General features: G+C 44.4%; 9 protein-coding genes and 1 pseudogene. 3 read left to right on the top strand and 7 right to left on the bottom strand.

The genetic code is table 11. The annotated features are described in order from the left end of the window. Positions 1-35 precede the first annotated feature (35 nt). The gene (locus B7992_RS06805; RefSeq protein WP_088665875.1) at positions 36-890 is read left to right on the top strand and encodes a hypothetical protein; all 855 of its coding nucleotides are present in this window, start codon (positions 36-38) and stop codon (positions 888-890) included. A 246-nt stretch (positions 891-1,136) separates the two neighbouring features. On the opposite strand, the gene B7992_RS06800 is transcribed toward B7992_RS06805, so the two are convergent. From B7992_RS06800 to B7992_RS06780, 5 genes are read right to left on the bottom strand one after another with little or no spacing between them, the layout of a single operon-like run. Further along, positions 1,137-1,949, bottom strand: a complete 813-nt coding sequence (locus B7992_RS06800) for a hypothetical protein (RefSeq protein ID WP_088665874.1) — start codon at positions 1,947-1,949, stop codon at positions 1,137-1,139. Positions 1,950-2,000: 51 nt separating this feature from the next. After that, entirely contained in the window at positions 2,001-2,381 is a 381-nt protein-coding gene (locus B7992_RS06795) for a PIN domain-containing protein (RefSeq protein ID WP_088665873.1), read from the bottom strand. Continuing rightward, the gene (locus tag B7992_RS16950) at positions 2,381-2,701 is read right to left on the bottom strand and encodes a type II toxin-antitoxin system VapB family antitoxin (RefSeq protein WP_217897584.1); all 321 of its coding nucleotides are present in this window, start codon (positions 2,699-2,701) and stop codon (positions 2,381-2,383) included. The genes B7992_RS06795 and B7992_RS16950 overlap by 1 nt, the downstream gene beginning before the upstream one ends. Positions 2,702-2,737: 36 nt before the next feature. Beyond that, positions 2,738-3,394, bottom strand: a complete 657-nt coding sequence (locus tag B7992_RS06785) for a hypothetical protein (RefSeq protein WP_088665872.1) — start codon at positions 3,392-3,394, stop codon at positions 2,738-2,740. A gap of 4 nt (positions 3,395-3,398) precedes the next feature. Further along, entirely contained in the window at positions 3,399-4,181 is a 783-nt protein-coding gene (locus tag B7992_RS06780) for a hypothetical protein (protein WP_088665871.1), read from the bottom strand. Between the two features lie 489 nt (positions 4,182-4,670). On the opposite strand from B7992_RS06780, the gene B7992_RS06775 reads away from it, so the two are divergent. Further along, on the top strand, positions 4,671-5,687 hold the full coding sequence (locus tag B7992_RS06775; protein ID WP_088665870.1) for a YafY family protein: 1,017 nt from the start codon (positions 4,671-4,673) through the stop codon (positions 5,685-5,687). A 72-nt stretch (positions 5,688-5,759) separates the two neighbouring features. Here B7992_RS06775 and thrS read toward each other — a convergent pair. Together thrS and B7992_RS06765 are read right to left on the bottom strand one after the other, a co-directional pair. Further along, positions 5,760-7,217: pseudogene (gene thrS, locus B7992_RS06770) on the bottom strand (threonine--tRNA ligase); the annotation flags it as partial. Positions 7,218-7,340: 123 nt separating this feature from the next. Beyond that, positions 7,341-9,029 carry a glycosyltransferase gene (locus tag B7992_RS06765; RefSeq protein ID WP_088665869.1) on the bottom strand — a complete coding sequence of 563 codons (1,689 nt, stop codon included), beginning with the start codon at positions 9,027-9,029 and terminating at the stop codon, positions 7,341-7,343. A gap of 160 nt (positions 9,030-9,189) precedes the next feature. Between B7992_RS06765 and B7992_RS06760 the strand changes: the two genes are divergently transcribed. Next, positions 9,190-19,311 carry a neuraminidase-like domain-containing protein gene (locus B7992_RS06760; protein WP_088665868.1) on the top strand — a complete coding sequence of 3,374 codons (10,122 nt, stop codon included), beginning with the start codon at positions 9,190-9,192 and terminating at the stop codon, positions 19,309-19,311. The last annotated feature ends 4 nt before the right edge of the window (positions 19,312-19,315 follow it).

Raw genomic sequence — 19,315 nt, 5'->3', positions numbered from 1 at the left:
TCTTCATGTTAAAAACGCATAAGAGGATTTGAGAAATGAATAAGAGCCTAATTTACCTGATAGCCGTTTCTCTGTGGCTTCTGGCCTGTAGCGATTCGTCGTCGGAACCGCAAAAAGAAGAATACGATATAAGCGGATGCTGCTCCGGGGAATTGACTATCGAAAGAATCATTTCGATCAATAGTCTTGGAGATACCATAAACATACGAAATGGAGATTCCACATATACAAATAAGGGCGTGTGCAATCCACCGCCTCCGAGTGTAATGACTTTCATGTGTGCGGAAACTCCGTTTAGATTTGTTGATTCTGTCGTTATAGATTCAAGCATTTCATCTTCTAGCGCCCCACTTTCTTCATCTTCGCTTCATAATTCCGATTCTATCCAAACACTGGAAGCATTTCTCGAAAAATACGACATAACAGACTATTCCTTTGATAAAAATGTTCTCGCTTACAACGAGACTTCCGGCTACTGCGATGCGTTGCAGAACACCTGCTTCGAAGCACCGGGCATAAGCGAGTTCAGAACATTAGGGCTGCACAGGTTCGAGGCAAACGACATCACTGCATTGACGACAATTTTTCCGCACGCTGCGGCAGCGATGAACAATAAAATCGAGGGGTGTCCGCTTTATGTGCTGAACATCAGCGACACTTCGCCCGCAATCCACATTCTCACCAACATCACGAAAGACACCATCACCATCGTAAATATCAGCGACGAGTGCGCCTATGAGCCGAGACCCTTCGACATGAATGTCGGATTCTTGTTCACCTATTGCGACGAACTTTCCGAAAATCCCGAAGTCGTCACCACACAAGTGTTTGACGACAAAATGGAATGCGGAACAATTGAATACGCGGAATGCATAAGCGAAAGACTCTAAAAATCAACCTAATCTATGGCGGGGGGCAAAATATAAATGGATGCACAGCCCTCATGATAATAAGCCAAAAGATTTTTTGCTGCGAAACAGAGCCAACTAACTTTAGTCCTTCAGACACCGAACAGACCTGGCTGAGTCCAGAACCAAACCTCGTTTAGCGAGTCTTGTCCCCAAGGGGTCACTATCCCTAACGCAAAAAGGCGAAACCCGACTTGGATTTCGCCTGCTAAAAAGAGAATTCGATTCCTATTCCGAATAAGTCCACTTAACAAGAGTCGTGTCCGCACCGGCCTTGATAAGAATGTCAGTGAACTTCTTTTGAAGATCCGTTTGATTCCAATGACCAAAATTACAATAGTCCAATTCTACCATATCGCTTGATTTTTGATTTACGGAATAACCACGATCAATTAAATCTTGGAAATAAAACAATTGATCTTCTTCCGACAAAAATGTAAGAGCATTACTCATCTGGCTGCATAATTCGTGTAAAATGGAATAATCCCCGTTCACGTTATACCGAACACTATCTATATCGGAAATTAAAGGGAGTAGTTCGTAATACCATTTTCTTGCGACTTGGCTACCAAATTTTCCATCCATTCCATTTGCAATGGTGCGATAAACCGTTTCTCCACTAATTGGATAACCATTGTTCATTGCGTATCGGACAAGGTTTGTATCACCAGCCCACATAGCTTCTGTCGTAAATCCATTGCCAAGATTCCTGGCCACAGAATCCATACCATTATCTATTAGATAATAGATAATGGAATCCGCGTCAGTTGTCCAAATCAAATCTAAAATGACAATTTGGTCTGCATGGGCGTTTGTGTCATATAGGCTCATATCTAATGAAGCACAATTCTCTATACTTTTTTTTAATTCAGTTAAATTAGAATCTTGAATAGCCCTCCACAAGGACGAATCTTTGACAAATTCATCACAATTCTCATTCAATTGCAATGGATACTGCTTTTCGTTGTTTGCACTTGAGGAATCATCGGAACATGCGGTAAATAAGGCTATCAAACCAAATAAAAGAATGAACTTTTTCATTTGCAATTTCCAATTTTCGTGAATTGATCGTAATCAATTTTTTGAGTTTGCCTATCCTTCAAATAATTTTAGGGACAAGAATTCTTTCATCAACGAAAAATGCTTGTCAAGGGAATACAGCGCCAAATCGTTCTGTATGGCATTTTGGGCAATCATTAAATCGGGAATGCCGACTCGATTTACGCCATGTTTCAAGTTTTCGGTTTGCATGGAAATTAGGCTTGTCCAATCTATGCTCATTGAAACCTTGGGAACTTGCAAGAGCAAATGTTCCAGTTCTGTCTCTTTTCTATGACGAATGGATGGGACTAGTTCCGTGAGAATCAAATCATTTACACAGACTTTTCCTGAATCAATTAGTGAGTCTAGATGCGTGGAATTGATTCCGTTGTGAAAATAATCTATCCATACAGAAGTATCGACAAGAACCATTAAATTCGTCCTCGCATAGAATCCATATCAATGTCGAGGTCAACTTTCCCTTTAAACTTTTTTAATCCTGCGATGGATTTTGTTTTCAGCAGATTTTCCAAAGCGAAAACAACCACATCATCTTTTGATGTGATTTTGGTAACGACCATAGCTTCTTCAAGAAGTTTCTCGGGAATTTCTAGAGTGGCAACCATAAGTACCTCGCTTTCTTTCGCTTTAATATACATATATAGGACACAAAAGTCAAATGATGAAGGTTTGGCTTTCACGGACAAATCAAAAAAGCAGGCTCTTTCGAGTCTGCCTTTTGTAAAGTTCATACCGGTCTTCGCCGATACGACTGTTTCTGCGAACCGTCAGAAAGTAAATTTCAGGAATTTCTTGATTTCAGCAAAGCAGGTCCGGTGCGTTTCGATGTTTATGCCCATGGATGGATGATGCATGCACCAGATGGGAACGGAGGGGAATCCGTCAAGCGTAAACAGATGCAGATGAATCCCTGCGCAATCCTTGCTAATCACAGTTTGCTGTCGTGCCCCGGGCAGATATTTCCATTCCAGGTTGTCCCAGCCCCAGCCGACAATCAAGTCCGGCTTTAAAATCTGCATCACCTCGCGCAAAGCCTCTGCGGATAATTTCTTCAATTCTGCGGTCAGGTAACGCTTGTCGGCATGGTTGCCTTCTCCAACGCTTTTTTGGAAAAAGTTGTAGAAAGCAATCTTGTCATAAGCCGCATGAGGATTGTCATTGCGGTTTGCTGTCAGAACGTTCGCCGTATTGCGATGGCAATGAGCCCAGTCGGGAAGAACCTTCCCTGCATCAAGAGCACCAAGAAAATCATTCTCAACCACGTCACGTGTCCATTCGTGATAAGCATTGTTTGACTGCGGTCCATAATGCGATTCGCCTAGCACAAGGATCCTGAACGGGCTTGCAACATAACCTTTACCGACGTAAGGGTAAAAGTTGATGTATTTGGACGCGGAAAAAGAAGAATCAAAAGAAGCGCTCATAAAACTACATGGCAAAATACATTAAGGACGCTGATGCTGCTATGAATGCAATTGCGAAAAAAAGCACTGGTAAGGAAGCGAAGAAGAATATCCTTTTAATATAATTTTTGGCTTTGCCAATGTACTTCTCTGTTCCATCCTTGATTTTGGGCAACCATGTAGACTCGATGAAATTTAATGGACGTTCTGCGACATTTTTTACTTTGGAAAATTGTCCGTTGATAGCATCATCTATTTGCTTGTCTACTTTTGCAAAGAAAACAGAAGACATTTTCAAAAGTCCGGTTGTTATAGTTGAATAAATTTTAAAGATTAGTTTTCCTATTAAAGGGAGCTTATTTTCAAAGCAATTTTTTACGGCAGGATTTATTACATCCAATAAAACTCCGCTGACAATTTCGTTTCCACCTGGCAAGGTTATTCTGCAATTTTCCGTGCTGGATTTTACCATATCGATAGACTGGCTAACGTCTTGGATAACTTGGTGAACAACATTGTTTGTGTAATCCAAAACATTTTGCATGGAATGATTTAATTGTCTAAAGTAAGCGTGCGTTCCCAGCAAAACACCGGAAAAAATCATCAGAAATAGTAATATCACTGATGTTAAGGCGTGGATAATTACTTCCTGATCAGAACTTTTGATTAAGAGAATATCTGCGATTATTCCGATGATTGTGAAAATTCCTCCCCATATCGCTAATTTAACGAAGAAACAGGATGGGTCCATTATATCGGAAATGTTGGTTATAATTTCAGGATTACGGTATTTTTTGAAATCGATCATTTTTTCTCCGCTTTATTTGTTCGTTTTCATAATTGTTCTCATGGATCATCGCGTTTCCCGTTGGTTTTGCCGACCATTTTTAATTTAATTCAGGAGCGCGACGGTTGGTGTCGTTTGCAGAAAACTCCGCATTTTTTGTACAAAAAAAAAGCGTGGAGTTCGTGCAACTTACTCATTCAAGGTTCGGCAAAACCATCACAGAATAAACGCAAAAACCCACGCCATAGGGCGCGAGTCAATGCTGCTTAGTCTTCTGTGAATACAAAATTTTGCCGATTTTGAATGAAAGCCAAGAGCAATGCTCTCAATATGTCAGAAAATTCTACTCTATAATCAGTCCTCTCGGAAATTTACCCATTGAACATAACTTTTTAGGGGGCGAATGTCAACACGTTCCCGTAGATTTCCTTGAAAAACCGGAAAAAGTATTGAGTACGACAATTAGTGTCGCTCTTTTTGCCTATATTAAAATGGAAAAACGGAGTATTTATGGAAAAGATGGCTCGCGGCGAACGGATGATCCGGATATTTGTTTATCTGATGACCCACCACACCTACCGTTATTCTGTCGCTGAAATTATGGAAAACCTGGGAATTCCCAAAGGGGAACTTCGCAGCGTCCAGCGCGATATGGTTTCGTTGTTAGACATGCCCGGGGATTATGTCTCGCGTAGTCAGGAACGGGCAATCACATATTACCAGGCGAATGTCGCCAGGGCTTCGAAGTTCATTCTGTCGGATTTTGACGACATACTTTTGCAGTTCGTTTTTTTGCAGCGTATTTCGAGTATTTACCCGGCTACGTCTTCGTTAATCACCGAACTTGTGGATAAAATAAAGGGAAGCCTTCCTGCAAAATTGAAAGACAATGTTGACTATTCTGGCAAATCGCTAAACGGGCGAATTCTGTTTATGGGAACTCCACCGGAATATGACAGCGATATCGGAAAAAAGCTGACGGTCGTCTTGAAGGCCATTGAGAAAAATCGAAAGATTATGGTTGAATACGAGGATAATTTTGGGCGCACGACGAAAAAAATGCGAACGCCGTTAGCGCTTGTCATTGACCGCGGTGAACTCTACGTGGCCTGCGTCTCTGAAAGCCTTCCTGGAAATACATACACCCTGAAACTTCGCCGCATGAAATCGGTGCAGCTTACCAAAGTTGGCTTTGAACCAAAAGCAGTCGATCTTGAAAATGTCAGAAATCGAGTACGTTCCGGCGGAATGTTTTTTGGCGAGCAAAATCCGAACTGCGAAGATATCTCCATTTATTTCCCGAGCTACATGCAGAATGTTCTCATGGAAGGTCCGTACAATCGCTCCATGAAAATTTCAAAATCCGATGAGTACACGGTTCGCGTCACGATGAAAGCCGAGGTGAACGATTCTCTCAAACAATGGGTGCTGTGCCACGGAGTGAATGCCGAGGTAGAAAAGCCCGAGTCCCTGAGACGCTTGATTATCGATTCCGCAAAAGCGATTGTCAATCTTTATCGAAGGTGAATTTTGTGTAAAGTAATCAAAAAAGCAGGCTTCAAAAGAAGCCTGCTTTTAAGAACCTAAGATTGATTTAGACTAGCGAACAACCTTGCGGTCTTCTGCAGTCATTTCCAGGAACTGAGCGACGGTCATAGAACCCTTGTCACCTTCTTTTCTCTTGTTCACAGAGACAACGCCTTCGTTCATTTCCTTTTCGCCAACGATGATCTTGTACGGAACCTTCTGGAGTTCGCACTGACGGAACTTGTAACCAAGCTTTTCGTTGGATTCGTCGATGTCGCAGCGGACGCCGGCGTTCACCAGTTCACGTTCCACCTTGTGGGCGTATTCAGCGAACTTTTCGGAGATGGGGAGGACGCGTGCCTGGACCGGAGCGAGCCACAGCGGGAAATCGCCCATGAATTCTTCGATGAGGATGCCCAGGAAGCGTTCGATGGAACCCACGGCTGCGCGGTGAAGCATCACAGGAATATGCTTCTGGTTGTCCTTACCGACATATTCTGCACCGAGGCGCTGCGGCAGGTTGAAGTCCACCTGGATGGTACCGCACTGCCAATCACGGCCGAGGGAATCCTTCAAGGTAAATTCAAGCTTCGGGCCGTAGAAGGCGCCTTCGCCCGGGTTCAAGATGTAGTCGAGGCCAGCAAGCTTGGTGGCTTCTTCGAGAGCGGCTTCAGCCTTGTCCCAAAGTTCGTCAGAACCCACGCGGCGTTCCGGACGGGTGGAGAACTTCACCACGATGGAATCGAAACCGAAGTCGTGGTAGATTTCCTTCACGAGAGCGCAGAAGTCAGCCACTTCGGAAGCGATCTGTTCTTCGGTACAGAAGATATGAGCGTCATCCTGCACGAAGCCGCGGACACGCATCAAACCGTGCATGGTGCCGGCAGGTTCGTAACGATGGCACTTACCGAATTCAGCAAGACGCATCGGAAGGTCACGCCAGCTGCGGAGGCCAGTGTTGAAGATCTGAATGTGGCAGGGGCAGTTCATGGGCTTCACAGCCATTTCAACGTCGCCAGCCATGGTCTTGAACATGTTTTCGTTGTACTTGTCGGCGTGACCGGACTTAATCCACAAAGTCTTGTTCACGATTTCCGGAGTGATCACTTCCAGGTAACCGCGACGGTCGATCTTGCCACGGATGTAGTCCTTGAGGGCGTTCACCATCTTGGTGCCGTTGGGGTGCCAGAACACCATGCCAGGAGAATGGTCTTCGATGTGGTACAGATCCATTTCCTTACCGATGCGGCGATGGTCGCGCTTTTCGGCTTCTTCAAGGAACTTCAAATAGGTTTCCAGGCCTTCCTTGTCGGCAAAGCAGGTGCCGTACACGCGGGTCAGCTGGTCGCTGTTCTGATCGCCGTGCCAGTATGCACCTGCGAGGGAGAGCAGCTTGAAGGACTTCAGCTTGCCAGTGCTGGGAACGTGAGGACCTGCACAGAGGTCTTCCCAGTTCTTGCCCGGTTCGCCGTTTGCATAGAAACTCAGGGTGCCGTCGGCGCCTTCGCGAGCCAGTGCGCGCTGGGCGTTCCCCACACTATCGTGTGGGTCGGGCTATATTGCAAGGCCACCCGTGCGCACCTGCGGCACGCCCGTGCGGCTCTTGCAACCAAGCCCCGCTGCGCGGGTCTTGTCCCCAAGGGGGCACTATCCCTAACGCATCTCGCCTTGATTTGGCTGAGATGCAGCCGAATCCGGTTCATTCAAAATATCCCGAATAATCTTGAATCCGGTCACGATATCATCTGAAGGGCTTCCCGAAGACGGATTCGTATCCTCATCTTCTAGAGCTTTGAAAACATTACTCAATTTATTCTGCTTGGCTTCCAAACGGTAATCCGTCGTCACCCTGTTGATTGCATCTAATAAAGCATCGGGGTTGACATCGGACATTTGTAGTGTATTGTCTATGCCCAAATGCTTTAAACGCAGCGCGTTGTCTATCTGGTCTTTGCCCATGGGGCAAACGATAAACTTTCGGTTGAAATAGATGCATTCCTTGATAGATGCAAGGCCGCCATGGATGATTGCACAAGAAACACAGCCTTCTTTGGCAAGCAAGTCCCTTTGCGGCACCCAGTTAACGACACGGATTTTCGATTTGTCGTAATCGTCCCATTCATCGCTGTTTACCAATTTGGAACCCACAGCGAGCAGCAATGTATAATCTGCCATTTGCGGAGCCTGCATCGCCTTGCACATGGAATGGAACAGATTCTTCGCTTTGTCTTCATAGTCGAGGACCTGTGAACCGGCAGATACAAAAATGACATTCTGCAAAGAATTAAGGAGACCTGGAATAGGATTGTGATTTTCGTCTTCTTCATCCTTCCAAATAACTGTTTCGCCATCAGAGTCGATAGAATGCGGCAGGGTAGGCTGTTCGCTCAAGATGCAGGGGTCCACATAGTGCACCAATTCTCCATGTTCGTAATGGTCATAGTCATACGCCCTAGGGCATGGAATCAGCTCGTTAAATGATTCTAGCGGAGCGACAAAATCGTCCAAGGTAATATTAGGCTCTCTTGTTGAAATCTTTCCCCTTGTTGCCATATTTATAATCTTGTACAATTCCGGCTTCGAGAACGCCAACAAGTTCAACTTGGCACGAACGGCAGGGTCATCTTGGGGATGCCTCAAATAAGTGGTCGAGATGACAAAATTCAAATCGCTCCGACGAATCCGAGTTTCTTCGTAGTCATCATCATCTTCTTCATAGTCCTCAGAATCTATTACGTTTTCATTACCATCATTTTGAGTTTCATTATCTTGATTTTCGACGTCATTTCCACCGTTTTCTTCGGATTCTTCTTCAATTTTTTCAAAACCATAAATCCAATAGAAGAGCAAAGTTTCTAACGAAGTGAAGTAACCACCCACAAGCATATTAGGGTCGGCCAAAGTCCAGGCTTTCCAAATGGATTTGGCATCTTCTATCAGATCCTTGCTGGGAAGCCTTGCTCCATCCGGGAGATTGAATTCAATATTAGAATCAACCACCTCTCCATTTTCGTCTATCAAATTAAAAAACTGACTATAGAGAATTGCCCAGATGTGCCATGTTTTCCAACGTTCATTGGGGCTAGAATGGCTTGCAGTAGTATAGCCTTCCGGGTACATATTTTCTAGAATTGTATGGAAGGGGAAGCAATCGCCGCCATTATCGTAGCTGTTTATAATCGACGCACAGTCAGGAATGCCCATATAGTTTACGGAATAGGCGTGTGCCTGATTATCCATTTGATTGTGCAGGACCTGCGCCCATTTCAGCGTGGGCAACCAGTGTCCCTGTTCTTTATAGACATCGGGCCAGAAAAGAATGGATTTGGGCGTATTGGGCATAGCTCGTTCCTTTTTATAGTCGTCAAAATAGTTTTAGAATAAATATATACTTTTTTCTTATGTAATTCTTAAAAAAAATCAAAACAATCAATATTTCTGTAAGAAAAAAAGTATATATTATGAACAACATCGGTTCTGATATTTTCTAAAAGGAGTCCCTATGTCTCAAGACCCCAACCTTTGGTTTGTTCGCGGCACGATTCACAATGCAGACGGAACCGTGTTCCACAATCAAGGTCGCATTTTGGCATACCATATGTTTCCCCAAGGTGGTTGGCAATGGATTGCTGAATCGGACATAGACTCCAATACGGGTGCATTTGAACTTGTCTTTCATAAGGACCGTTTTCAAGAGGTTGGCTCCCCTGAAGCTGATTACCCTACACTGCAAATCCGTGTGACTGATTACGAATACAATCCCTTGTGGGTGTCTGATATTTACACTGCACCGCCAAACGAACTGTACATGGGCGATATCGTTATTAACGGAGACATAAACGAGAACTGGACCGTTTGCGGCAATGTTTATTATTCGTCCAAGAAACCATTTACAAACGGCTATGTCAAGGTTTTCGATGTCCGCAATGGTGCTCCGCGGGATTTAGGCTTTTGCCAACTCAATGCTGTTGGTTTTTATTCCGTAAGCTACACTAAGGCCCAATTCCAACAGGGTGACGCATCCATAACCAGTCCAAACCTTTTAGTTCGAGTCTATTCTGCCGACGGAGTGAATGTCGCGAACCAGACGGGGACTGCAATTGCTTCTGCCCGTGAATTCATTAACATAAAGGTCGAATCGGGCGATGTCGTTATTCCGAATGGTTCTTGCAGAATTTATGGCTCTGTAGTAAACAAGCTGGGCCGCCCCGTTTCGGGTGTAAAAATTACGGCGTACTGTCTGCATTACGACATCACAGGTGTTGGGGACAATGCAAACGGAACATTCGTTCATCGGAAGTTAGGCATTTGTCAATCAACCGACGAAATCGGAGAATACTCGATTTCCTACTGTCCAGAAAGATTGCCGCAGGGACTCCTGTTGGATGCTACGGAAACATTCGGAAAAGACAAGGTTTCTTTGTATGCAAAGCTGGAAATCTATGAAGACGGGGCGCCGACTCCCAAAATGACCGTTTTCAAGCCCTTGGTTTTCAATGGCAAACGTGAGCAGCGTATTGATTTTGAACTAGATGTTTCGTCTAACACAAACAAACTCACTCGTTTTAGAGAGCTGGATGATCTGCTTGCCATTTATCGGAATACAATTATCCAGGGGGCGGTTTATGGCTACGAAAAGAAAAACAAGATAAACGAATTCCTGCAAAATGTAGATGAATTTCCGTTGGTGGTCGGACGTGAAAATCTTACGGATAAAGATGTCCGCGCGTACTTCCTAGCCTATAGCCTGTATTATGCTTTGCTTGAAAAACTGGGTAAAACCGAAAGTGATGAAAATGCAAGTAAGTACATTCAGGGCGTATTTGCCCTTACCTATCAGGGACTTGTTTCAAATCTAGATGACCTTGTAAATATCGAAGCGCCTGCCGTTCAAAAGGCTGTTTACGACGGTGTGGCACAGAACCAAATTTCGGCATCCGTTACAGCAGGCATGGTTTTATCTCTTTGGAATGCGGCTACACAATCATCTGCTGTCGTCAGTGAAATGGACGACCAATTTTCGCCGTACCATGTATTTTTCTTGTTCGTGAAAAATGACTTGGCGTTAGTGGATGTCGAAGACGAAGTGACTCATAAACCCATATCGGCCCGTGTTGACTTTGATGAATTGGATAAAGATGAACATGGCGACCCATTGCCTGCTAATGACGATAGATATCGGGAGCGAATCCAGCAATTGATGGACGAATATTACAATGCCGGTAGCAACTACCGCGAAATGCTCTCGAACCTAAGAGAAAATAGTTCAGGAATATGCACCAGCGAAGAACTGGATAGGCTTGAACTCCTGATAGACTTGTGCGATTTTGGAGAATGGTATGGCGACTTTGTTGTAGCGGCCTATAAATACGCCAGATTACATTCAGAAAGCATATATGGATTAAGAGACTTTCTCTTATTAGATAAAGGTCAATGGGCTCTCATTGTAGATGAAATTTCGCAAAGGTACAACAAGTATAATCCTCATGACCCTCTTGCCTTGCCGCATGAATTTACCGGAACTGCGGGAGCAGAACAAAAAGCCTTGTATGTAACAAAGTTGATGGACTTGATTGTTTCATGGTTCCCGCAGCAAAAACTGTATAATGTTCTAAAGGTGGAACTTGCTGATTTTGAAGCCGAGTATTCCGAACCGGAAGAAAATACCGTGATTACGAAAGGACCGCAGGAACCCGAAAACAACGAGAATGACGGAGAAGAGTCCGGTGCGGAACAAAATGACACCTGGTCTGATTTATTGGACATCCTGTCGCCTGCCAATCTGGAGACGAAAAATGGGTGGGAAAAGTTTGACCTTTTGACCTGCGATGCGAAAGCATATCAAATTGACCATGAAGTTACAAGAAATATTGATGGCAAACTTCTGCAAAAGCTCCATGTCTTGCAGCGAGTCTATCGCTTGACGGAGGATGCTGATGCCGTTGCATACTTAATTAAGAACGGATTTATTTCAGCAACATCGATAGCTGGATATGACGAGGATTATTTTGTCGCCGAGCATTCCCTTGGAATCGGGACCAAAGAGTTGGCGACGCAGATACACAGAGTCGCCAAGAGCTTTGTAACCGAAGCGACGTTCAAGATTGGTCAATTCCACAGCAGTCTCAATGAAACCGACATGACCTTGCCGGCGACATCGCGTGGAGTTTCTGATAATCTCAGGATGAAGGCGGTGAGGGCGCTGAAAAAGGGTGGACAAAAGGCGAGCAATGTCGCTCCGCCCAGGATTCCTGCGTCAGTCTGCCCGACATGGAAAAATCTTTTCGGGAACATCAACAGGAATGGAGCCACCGAAGGCCAATCGGTGTTGAGCGCTTCAGCGTATTTTGTAGACTTGCTGAATTTCTTCAAGGCTAACGAGGAACCCTACAATAAGTTCCGCGAACGCCGCCCAGATCTTTTGCAACTGGAATTGACCAAGGCGAATGCCGAGGTCGCGATGCCAACCATAGACCTTGTAAACGAACTGCTTGAGTGCCTTGCGGGCGCTGAAGATAATAAACGTGCTAAGATTATTGCGAACCAGACCCCTGCAAATGCTACGGTTGAAAGTCTGCGAGCAGAACCCTTAGAATGGGGTGCGGAAAGCGAAGGCGAAAATCGCCAAAAGAGAGCCAATCTAAAAATGATGGGTCACGCCTATCCGGCAATTCTCCCCTTGAATATTTATCGGGAAAAAGCGACCAAGATTCTTTCGAATATCCCGTTGTCTTTATATGGTTTGGCGGAATCTCTCGGCAATGCGGGAAATGGGAAAACTTGTCTGTTTGTCGATGAACCCCTGCACGAAATTCTGTTCAAGGAAAATTTCGAGGAGCCTTGGACCTCTTGGGGACTAAGCGAAAATAACAATAATGTCTATTTTCCGGACAAGTCAGAATACAAGATGGATGACCCGAAACATCCGACATCGTATCTAAAGAATAAGTCGTGGATTACGGTTCTGAGTCATGTAGCCATCTTGCTGGATAGGGCGGGAATAACCTTCAAAGAACTCAAGGAAATTATAGCCCTGCCGCTTTTCTCCAAATATAATGTGGAAGTTCGGTGTCCCGACGCCTTGCAATATCAATTGGCGGACATTAACGGTTATATCCTTATAGACACATCTACAATCGTTTATTATAAAGATTCAAAAATAATAAAGTCTGTCAGTTACCCCTCTTCGGGCTTTTTCATGGAGCTGGCCGCATTTATCCGTTTCCGCCGGTTGCTAGGATGGAGCTTTGCGGAAATTGCCTTGCGTTATGATGAACTTAATCTCAAGGCTAGTAGCGAAAATCTTCCTGAAGATTTGGCTTTTGCGTATACGGCAGACCCACTTTCTAATTGGGACCACATTCAGGAAATGGTGCTGCGTTTTGAAATCACTCCGCTAAATTCCCTTGCCTGGCATGGATTTTTGCTGACCGAAGATGAACTTGCGACCGTCTTTGATGTGCCTGTTCTTTTTAATCGCTATTGTGAAGGTAGCGAAGCCATTGACCAGTATGATGATGAGTTCATCAGGAAAGATATCGCAAAAGTTGTTGTAAGTACCCTTTCCATAAAAGAATCTGAAACACAGCTGTTCTTAGAAAATTGCCCTAACTTCTCCGGCTCGCAACACGAAAAGTTCTTAAACGGATTGAACTATGTTTACCGCTATGGCACATTTGCGCAAAAGCACAATCTGACTGCGGATGAACTTTATCTGCTACAAGATGCAGGCCTCGGCTCATTGGCCGACGATATTCGCGCTTTTTCGATGGCTATCCGCAAATGGCAGAGCACGTCGCTGCCCATGTCGGTACTGGAAGATTTGCTCCGCAATCCGGACGATTCCGTCACGAAAAAAGCGGAAGCGTTTATGGGGGTCGCCCTAAATGCAGAAAATGGAGAATATGTCCTTGGTTCATTGTATACCACAATTTTGGACTCATGGAATGCCGTTAAAGTTGACGAAGAAAAAGAATTAAATAGCTATCCGGTTGAAAATGATAGTGGTGAGGGTGAACCTCAGGAACCGGGAAGAGATGAAACACCCCAAGAGGGAGATGGCGACGAGCAGGACGAAGAGCCTGTTGTAGATGAGTTTGTGGACAATGTCATTGCATACAAGGATGCTTGCAGCAAGATTTTGCAGTCTTTGGGTTTTGCTGACAACCCCTATGTGGACCAGTTGGCACAAGAAGAATTACCCCATTCAACGTCTCTAACAGCTCTAGAAAATTGGCTCAGAAAAATCCTTAACGAAGAAGAACCTCAGCCGGAAGAACCGCAGAGAAATCTCCGCGATGTTCAGGAACCGGAAAATCATGTCGCGGATATTCTTGATGATGATAAATTGCCCATCCAGAGACTCTATTTATTCTATGGTCGCTTGAAATCCATCTGGTTGGAGGAGCAAGTTTATAAAATGCTTTCTCAGGAATTTGGCATAGCCGCAGAACAAAAGGCGCAAAATGCGTTTAAGGCTTTGCTTGTCAAGATTCCTGCGGCAGCCATAGAGCAATGGGTTGGTTTTGTCGAAAATGCTATTTGGCGGCAGCCTCCGATGGAGACAACATCTAACGACATTATTGCCTACTATGCTTTGTATAAGGCGAACATCCTATATTCGTATGTTTCCAATTATGTAATTAATTCGGTAGATATGGAAAACGGTCTAGCGCTGGGCTTTGGATGGGATGGTTGGAGCAATTTGTGTAGTACTCAGGCTATTGACAAAGATGAAAATATTTACATCATTCCTGTTCTAACCCCTCATTCGGTATTGGAACCTCTTGTTGATGCGTTTGCAGTTTCCGATGCTTGTGGTAACTCTGAATATTCGTATGCAGTAATTCCTCCTGTAGACGAGGATTCGCCAAGTACCGCTATAAGAACTTTGAGGGATTTAAAGCTGTTGTTGCTCATCCCGCAGAAGGTTTTTGAACGATGCTATGCCTATGCATTTAGTGACAGCAATTTAATTACAACCGAACAAAATGGTGAATCTATACAAGTTTTTGATTGGGGTAAGTTGTGTGGTTGGGATGATACGGATAACTGGCTCAAATTCTTTAAGGTTTACCAACTCTATCTGAAAACATTTACCGCACCGGATGTTCTGGAAAATCTCTTTATAGAATTGACTAGAAATGAAATTGAAAACGAAAACTCGACAGGCACAACAAACCTTATCGGTGCCGTCGATGCGTTGAATAAAAATTTGTATGATAATTACGATAAGCCGACATGGTACAAGTTTATACAAAGCGTAAGCGATGAAATCCGCAGGGAGCGCAGGGATGCGCTTGCTGGACTTGTTTGTTGGGAATCACAAAACGAAGGTAAACCATATAGATACCCGCGCTCGTTCTTGAACGCGAACGACTTGTATGCCTACTACATGATCGACATTCTCATGGAACCCGACATGTCCATGTCAAGAATTGTTCAGGCGAATGCATGTCTACAGCTTTTTGTTCAGCGTTGCCAGCTTGGGCTTGAAGGTCAGGGGGCTGACTGTTCGAATCTGTTTAGCGATTCTGCACTCGCCCAATGGGAATGGATGAAAAACTATCAGGTGTGGGTGGCGAACCGCAAAGTGTTCCTGTATCCAGAAAACTGGCTCGATGTGAGCTTGCGTGATGACAAAAGTTCGTTCTTCACCGAACTGGAAGAACGCCTGCAAGAAGTGGGTGGCGACAGCGACGATATGGAGCGCATCTACGCAGAATACCTGGAGAAGATGCGGGAAACCGCCAACCTTGAAATAGTGGGCTGTTGCAAGGAAGATGGCGATCCGAACGGGGAAACCGTCTATACGCTGCATATTATTGGGCGCACTCGAGGAGAACCGCACCGTTATTACTACCGCAAGTATTTCGCAAAGAAAGACCCTCCGGGAATGTGGTCTCCGTGGGAACTCATCGAAGCCGATATTACGGGTGATGTTGTCTTTCCGCAAATAATGAACGGTCGTCTGTATTTGGCTTGGCCTCAGTTTGTTCAGGGGCAGCGACAGCTAAATTCGGGTGTTGCCGATACAAGTAAGGGCGTCAGTTCTCCGCAAATTGAGTTCTATGTGGAAATCAAGATGACTTGGACCTGCTTTAACGGCAAGAAATGGACGGGTGTAAAAACGACCAAGAATGCCTTGTATGATTCGTCCCTGAATCCTCTTGATTTTCAATTGGATCAGGATGAACAAATAGGAGACAGGTATCATTTCAAGACATCGTTAGATGACAGAGGGGTGAATTTCCAATTATATAGGACCTTGCTTGATATTCAAGAAGATGATGATTTGGCTGGATTCTTTAAATCGAAGGCTGATGAATTTTTAGAGAAGTTTAAAAATCAGCACATATTCCATTACTTACTGATGTCTCGCCATTATTTAATGATGTCTAAGGTTGCGGAAAATCAAAAGCGAAAGACTATTACGGTTACAGGTGATACAAAAGTTAATCAGTTTGTTGAAACAAGATGCTACAAGGGGGTTGAAACACAACGGTTGTCTCCCATAGGACAAATTGTTTTTTATGCAGACGGAAAAGATGAATGTAGAGCGAACGGCGTTGATACGGTTACAATTTCAGAAGAAAATTCAAAAAAGATTGTCGATAGAAAAAGACTAGAAGATCTTGCACCAAAAGGCGATGAACGCGGAATACTGGTCAAATATTTCTCTCCAGATGGAACTTTCCTCAAGCGAAACTATTGGGTTTCGGAAGGAACGCAATCCCTTGTTTATAAAAATCGAGATATTCTTTACAAGGATTGCGAATTCCGCATATTGCCCGTGAATATGGATTTTTATAATCCTGACGACATAGAAGGGCATATTAGCAATTTGCCTTTCTTCTACATGGATTCTACGAATACTTTCTTTGTCTATCCGAAATCGGACAGAAAGAACAATGTGACCTATGAATTTGTCCTGATGTCGCATCCGCTGGTTGATGAATTCTTCAACCAGTATCGCAACGGCGGAAAGAAGGAACTCCATAGTCGTGGAATTCAGGCGCTGGAACGCGTAGATAGTTATTACACTATGTATTCTGGCTATAACTACTACTTTGGTTCCGCAATCGGCTACCACATTGCCGGTGACTGGGCCGCTTGGGACATGGGACAGACTTTCTTTGAAAATCAATATGAACCTTCCGCTTGGGTTTCATCTCCATATCCCGCACCTTATGTGGATTTCCACTGGAATACTCCTAACGGAATCTACAACTGGGAATTGTTCTTCTATGTCCCTGTGCGGATTGCTGACAAGTTGATTTCCGAGGAAAAATATGAAGCTGCGTTAGAATGGCTCCAGCTTGTGTTTGATCCGCAAGCTAAAAAGGAGGGCCCCGAAAGAATTGCTCGCTGGGCCGATGATTTGCCATCCGGTTCTCAATACTGGAGATTTCTTCCGTTCTATGCGAATCCGGATGCCGACAAGACTATTCTTGAAACATTGTCTGTGCTTACCAAATCGAGTGACACGAAAAAGAAACAGGAATTGCAATGCCTTATTGACCAATGGAAGTTTAATCCGTTCGAACCTCACCTAATTGCCAAGATGCGCTATGTCGCCTATCAGAAATTCGTGATAATGAAGTATCTGAATGTTCTTATTGCTCGGGGCGATGAACTGTTTACGCAAGATACTACAGAATCCGTTAACCTCGCTATACAGTTCTACATCATGGCGGCAGATATTCTCGGCCCCAAGAGCGCCGAAGCACCCGATCCATCGGTAGAAGAAGTCTGGACTGCGGCAAAAATGCTTTGCGTTGCCAAGGATGAAGACAAGAATAAAAATCATGATTGGGCAAATTCGCTTATTGAATATGAAGACTCTATGCTGATTGGTCGAGTCCGCGACCGTTCTACGCAACAGAGCATGATTTCGCCGCGGACATCCATGATTTCGGATATTTCCAAACAGACGTTCTACTTCAATGTTCCGCGTAACGAGAACCTGATGGCGTTCTGGGATACCGTTGCCGATAGGCTCTACAAGATCCGAAATAGCCTGAACATCGAAGGCGTCAAGAGAACACTTGCGCTGTTTGCTCCGCCCATTGACCCGGGAATGCTTGTAAAGGCTAGGGCCGCAGGGCTTTCCATCAGTGACATTCTCGCTGATGCCGGTGCAGCATTGCCGCACTATCGATTCAAGGTTATTGTGGCAAAGGCCCTGGAAATTGCCCGTGATTTGCGCAACATGCAAGAAACCTTGTTGCAGGCGTTGAAGGACAAGGATTCCGAGGCTTTGGCTCAGTTGCGTATGCAGCACCGCATCACGGCAAAAAAACTCTCGCAGAATATCTTTGAAATTCAAATGAAGGAGCTGGAAACCGAAGCGGCTTCACTGGAAATTGAAAAGGAGAAAAAGACCAAGAAACAGGAACACCACAAGTCGAGACTCGAAAAAATTGCGACCGACTTTGAAAACGGTTACGCTAAGACCATGCAGAAGGTTGCCGATTTGCGGGAAAAGACTGAGGCCGCAAAACGAATTGCTTCTGCCATGTTCAGTATTCCTGACATGGATGCCGGTGGCATTGTGAATGCGTTCGGTGGCATTGACTTCCATGTCGCTTCGTATGGTGGCCGAAAGTTGGGCGAAGCCGCATTGACAATGGCTGAAAGCTACCTTTCCAAGGCGCTAGAAAGGGAAGCTGCCGCCTTGCAGCAGAAGGCCAAGGGCGAAGAAAAGAAAGCTACGGAAGAAGAAACCTTCGAGGAATCTATTGCAAGCAATGAAATAGACCAGACGCAAAAGCAAATTCTTATCAATGCGATTCGTCAGCAACGCAACGAAAAGAAACAGGAACTCTTTGAGAAGGAACTTGAACGTGACGAGGAAGAATACGAATTCCTTTGCGACAAGTTCACGAACAAGGATCTGCACGAATGGCTTGTAAAGCAGATGACCAAGCTTTCCAAGACCATGTGTAAGCTTACAACGAAGGTGGCTAAGATGGCTGAAAAATGTTACCACTTCGAAATAGGCGACACCGACATGGGCAACGCAAAGACATTCATTAGCAACAGCTATTGGGATGGTGCCTATAGTGGCCTGCTCTCTGCCGATAGGCTTATCGCAGATTTGCATGCCATGGAAGTTGCTTATTTGGAGAATGACAAGAATGAACATCTGATAACGTGCCCGATTAGCCTTAAAACTTTGATGATTGCAGAGCAAAAACTAGATAGTACTGCCAACGAAGCCAAAATATTTGAAACTTTGAAAAGTTGTACATTCGCCATTAGTTCTAATGAGATTTGTTCGGGGCTTGATCTTGAATTCTGTCGTATTCGTGATGTTCGCTTACAGGTTTTAACTCAGGAATACGATAGTGTTTCTTTAAATGTAAAACTATCGTTGGAAAGCAATTTTCTTGTTGCAGGGAAAAATATTGTTGAAAACAGGATAGGTGTAAAAAAAATGGCAACAAGCATGGCTAATTCTGATTTTGGGAAATTTGACTTTAGTTTTAAAGATGACAAATATTCTATTTTCGAAGGTGCTGGGCTTGATTCGTCTTGGAGGTTGTCTATTAGTGACAATTTAGGTCTAGAAAAGATTAGCGATGTAATCTTATATGTAAGTTTCACGGCAAGAAATTCATAAGGAG

Source organism: Fibrobacter sp. UWH1, assembly GCF_002210365.1.
Lineage (GTDB): Bacteria > Fibrobacterota > Fibrobacteria > Fibrobacterales > Fibrobacteraceae > Fibrobacter.
Note: the sequence above shows the minus strand (reverse complement) of the source record. Positions and strands in the feature narration are given on the sequence as shown.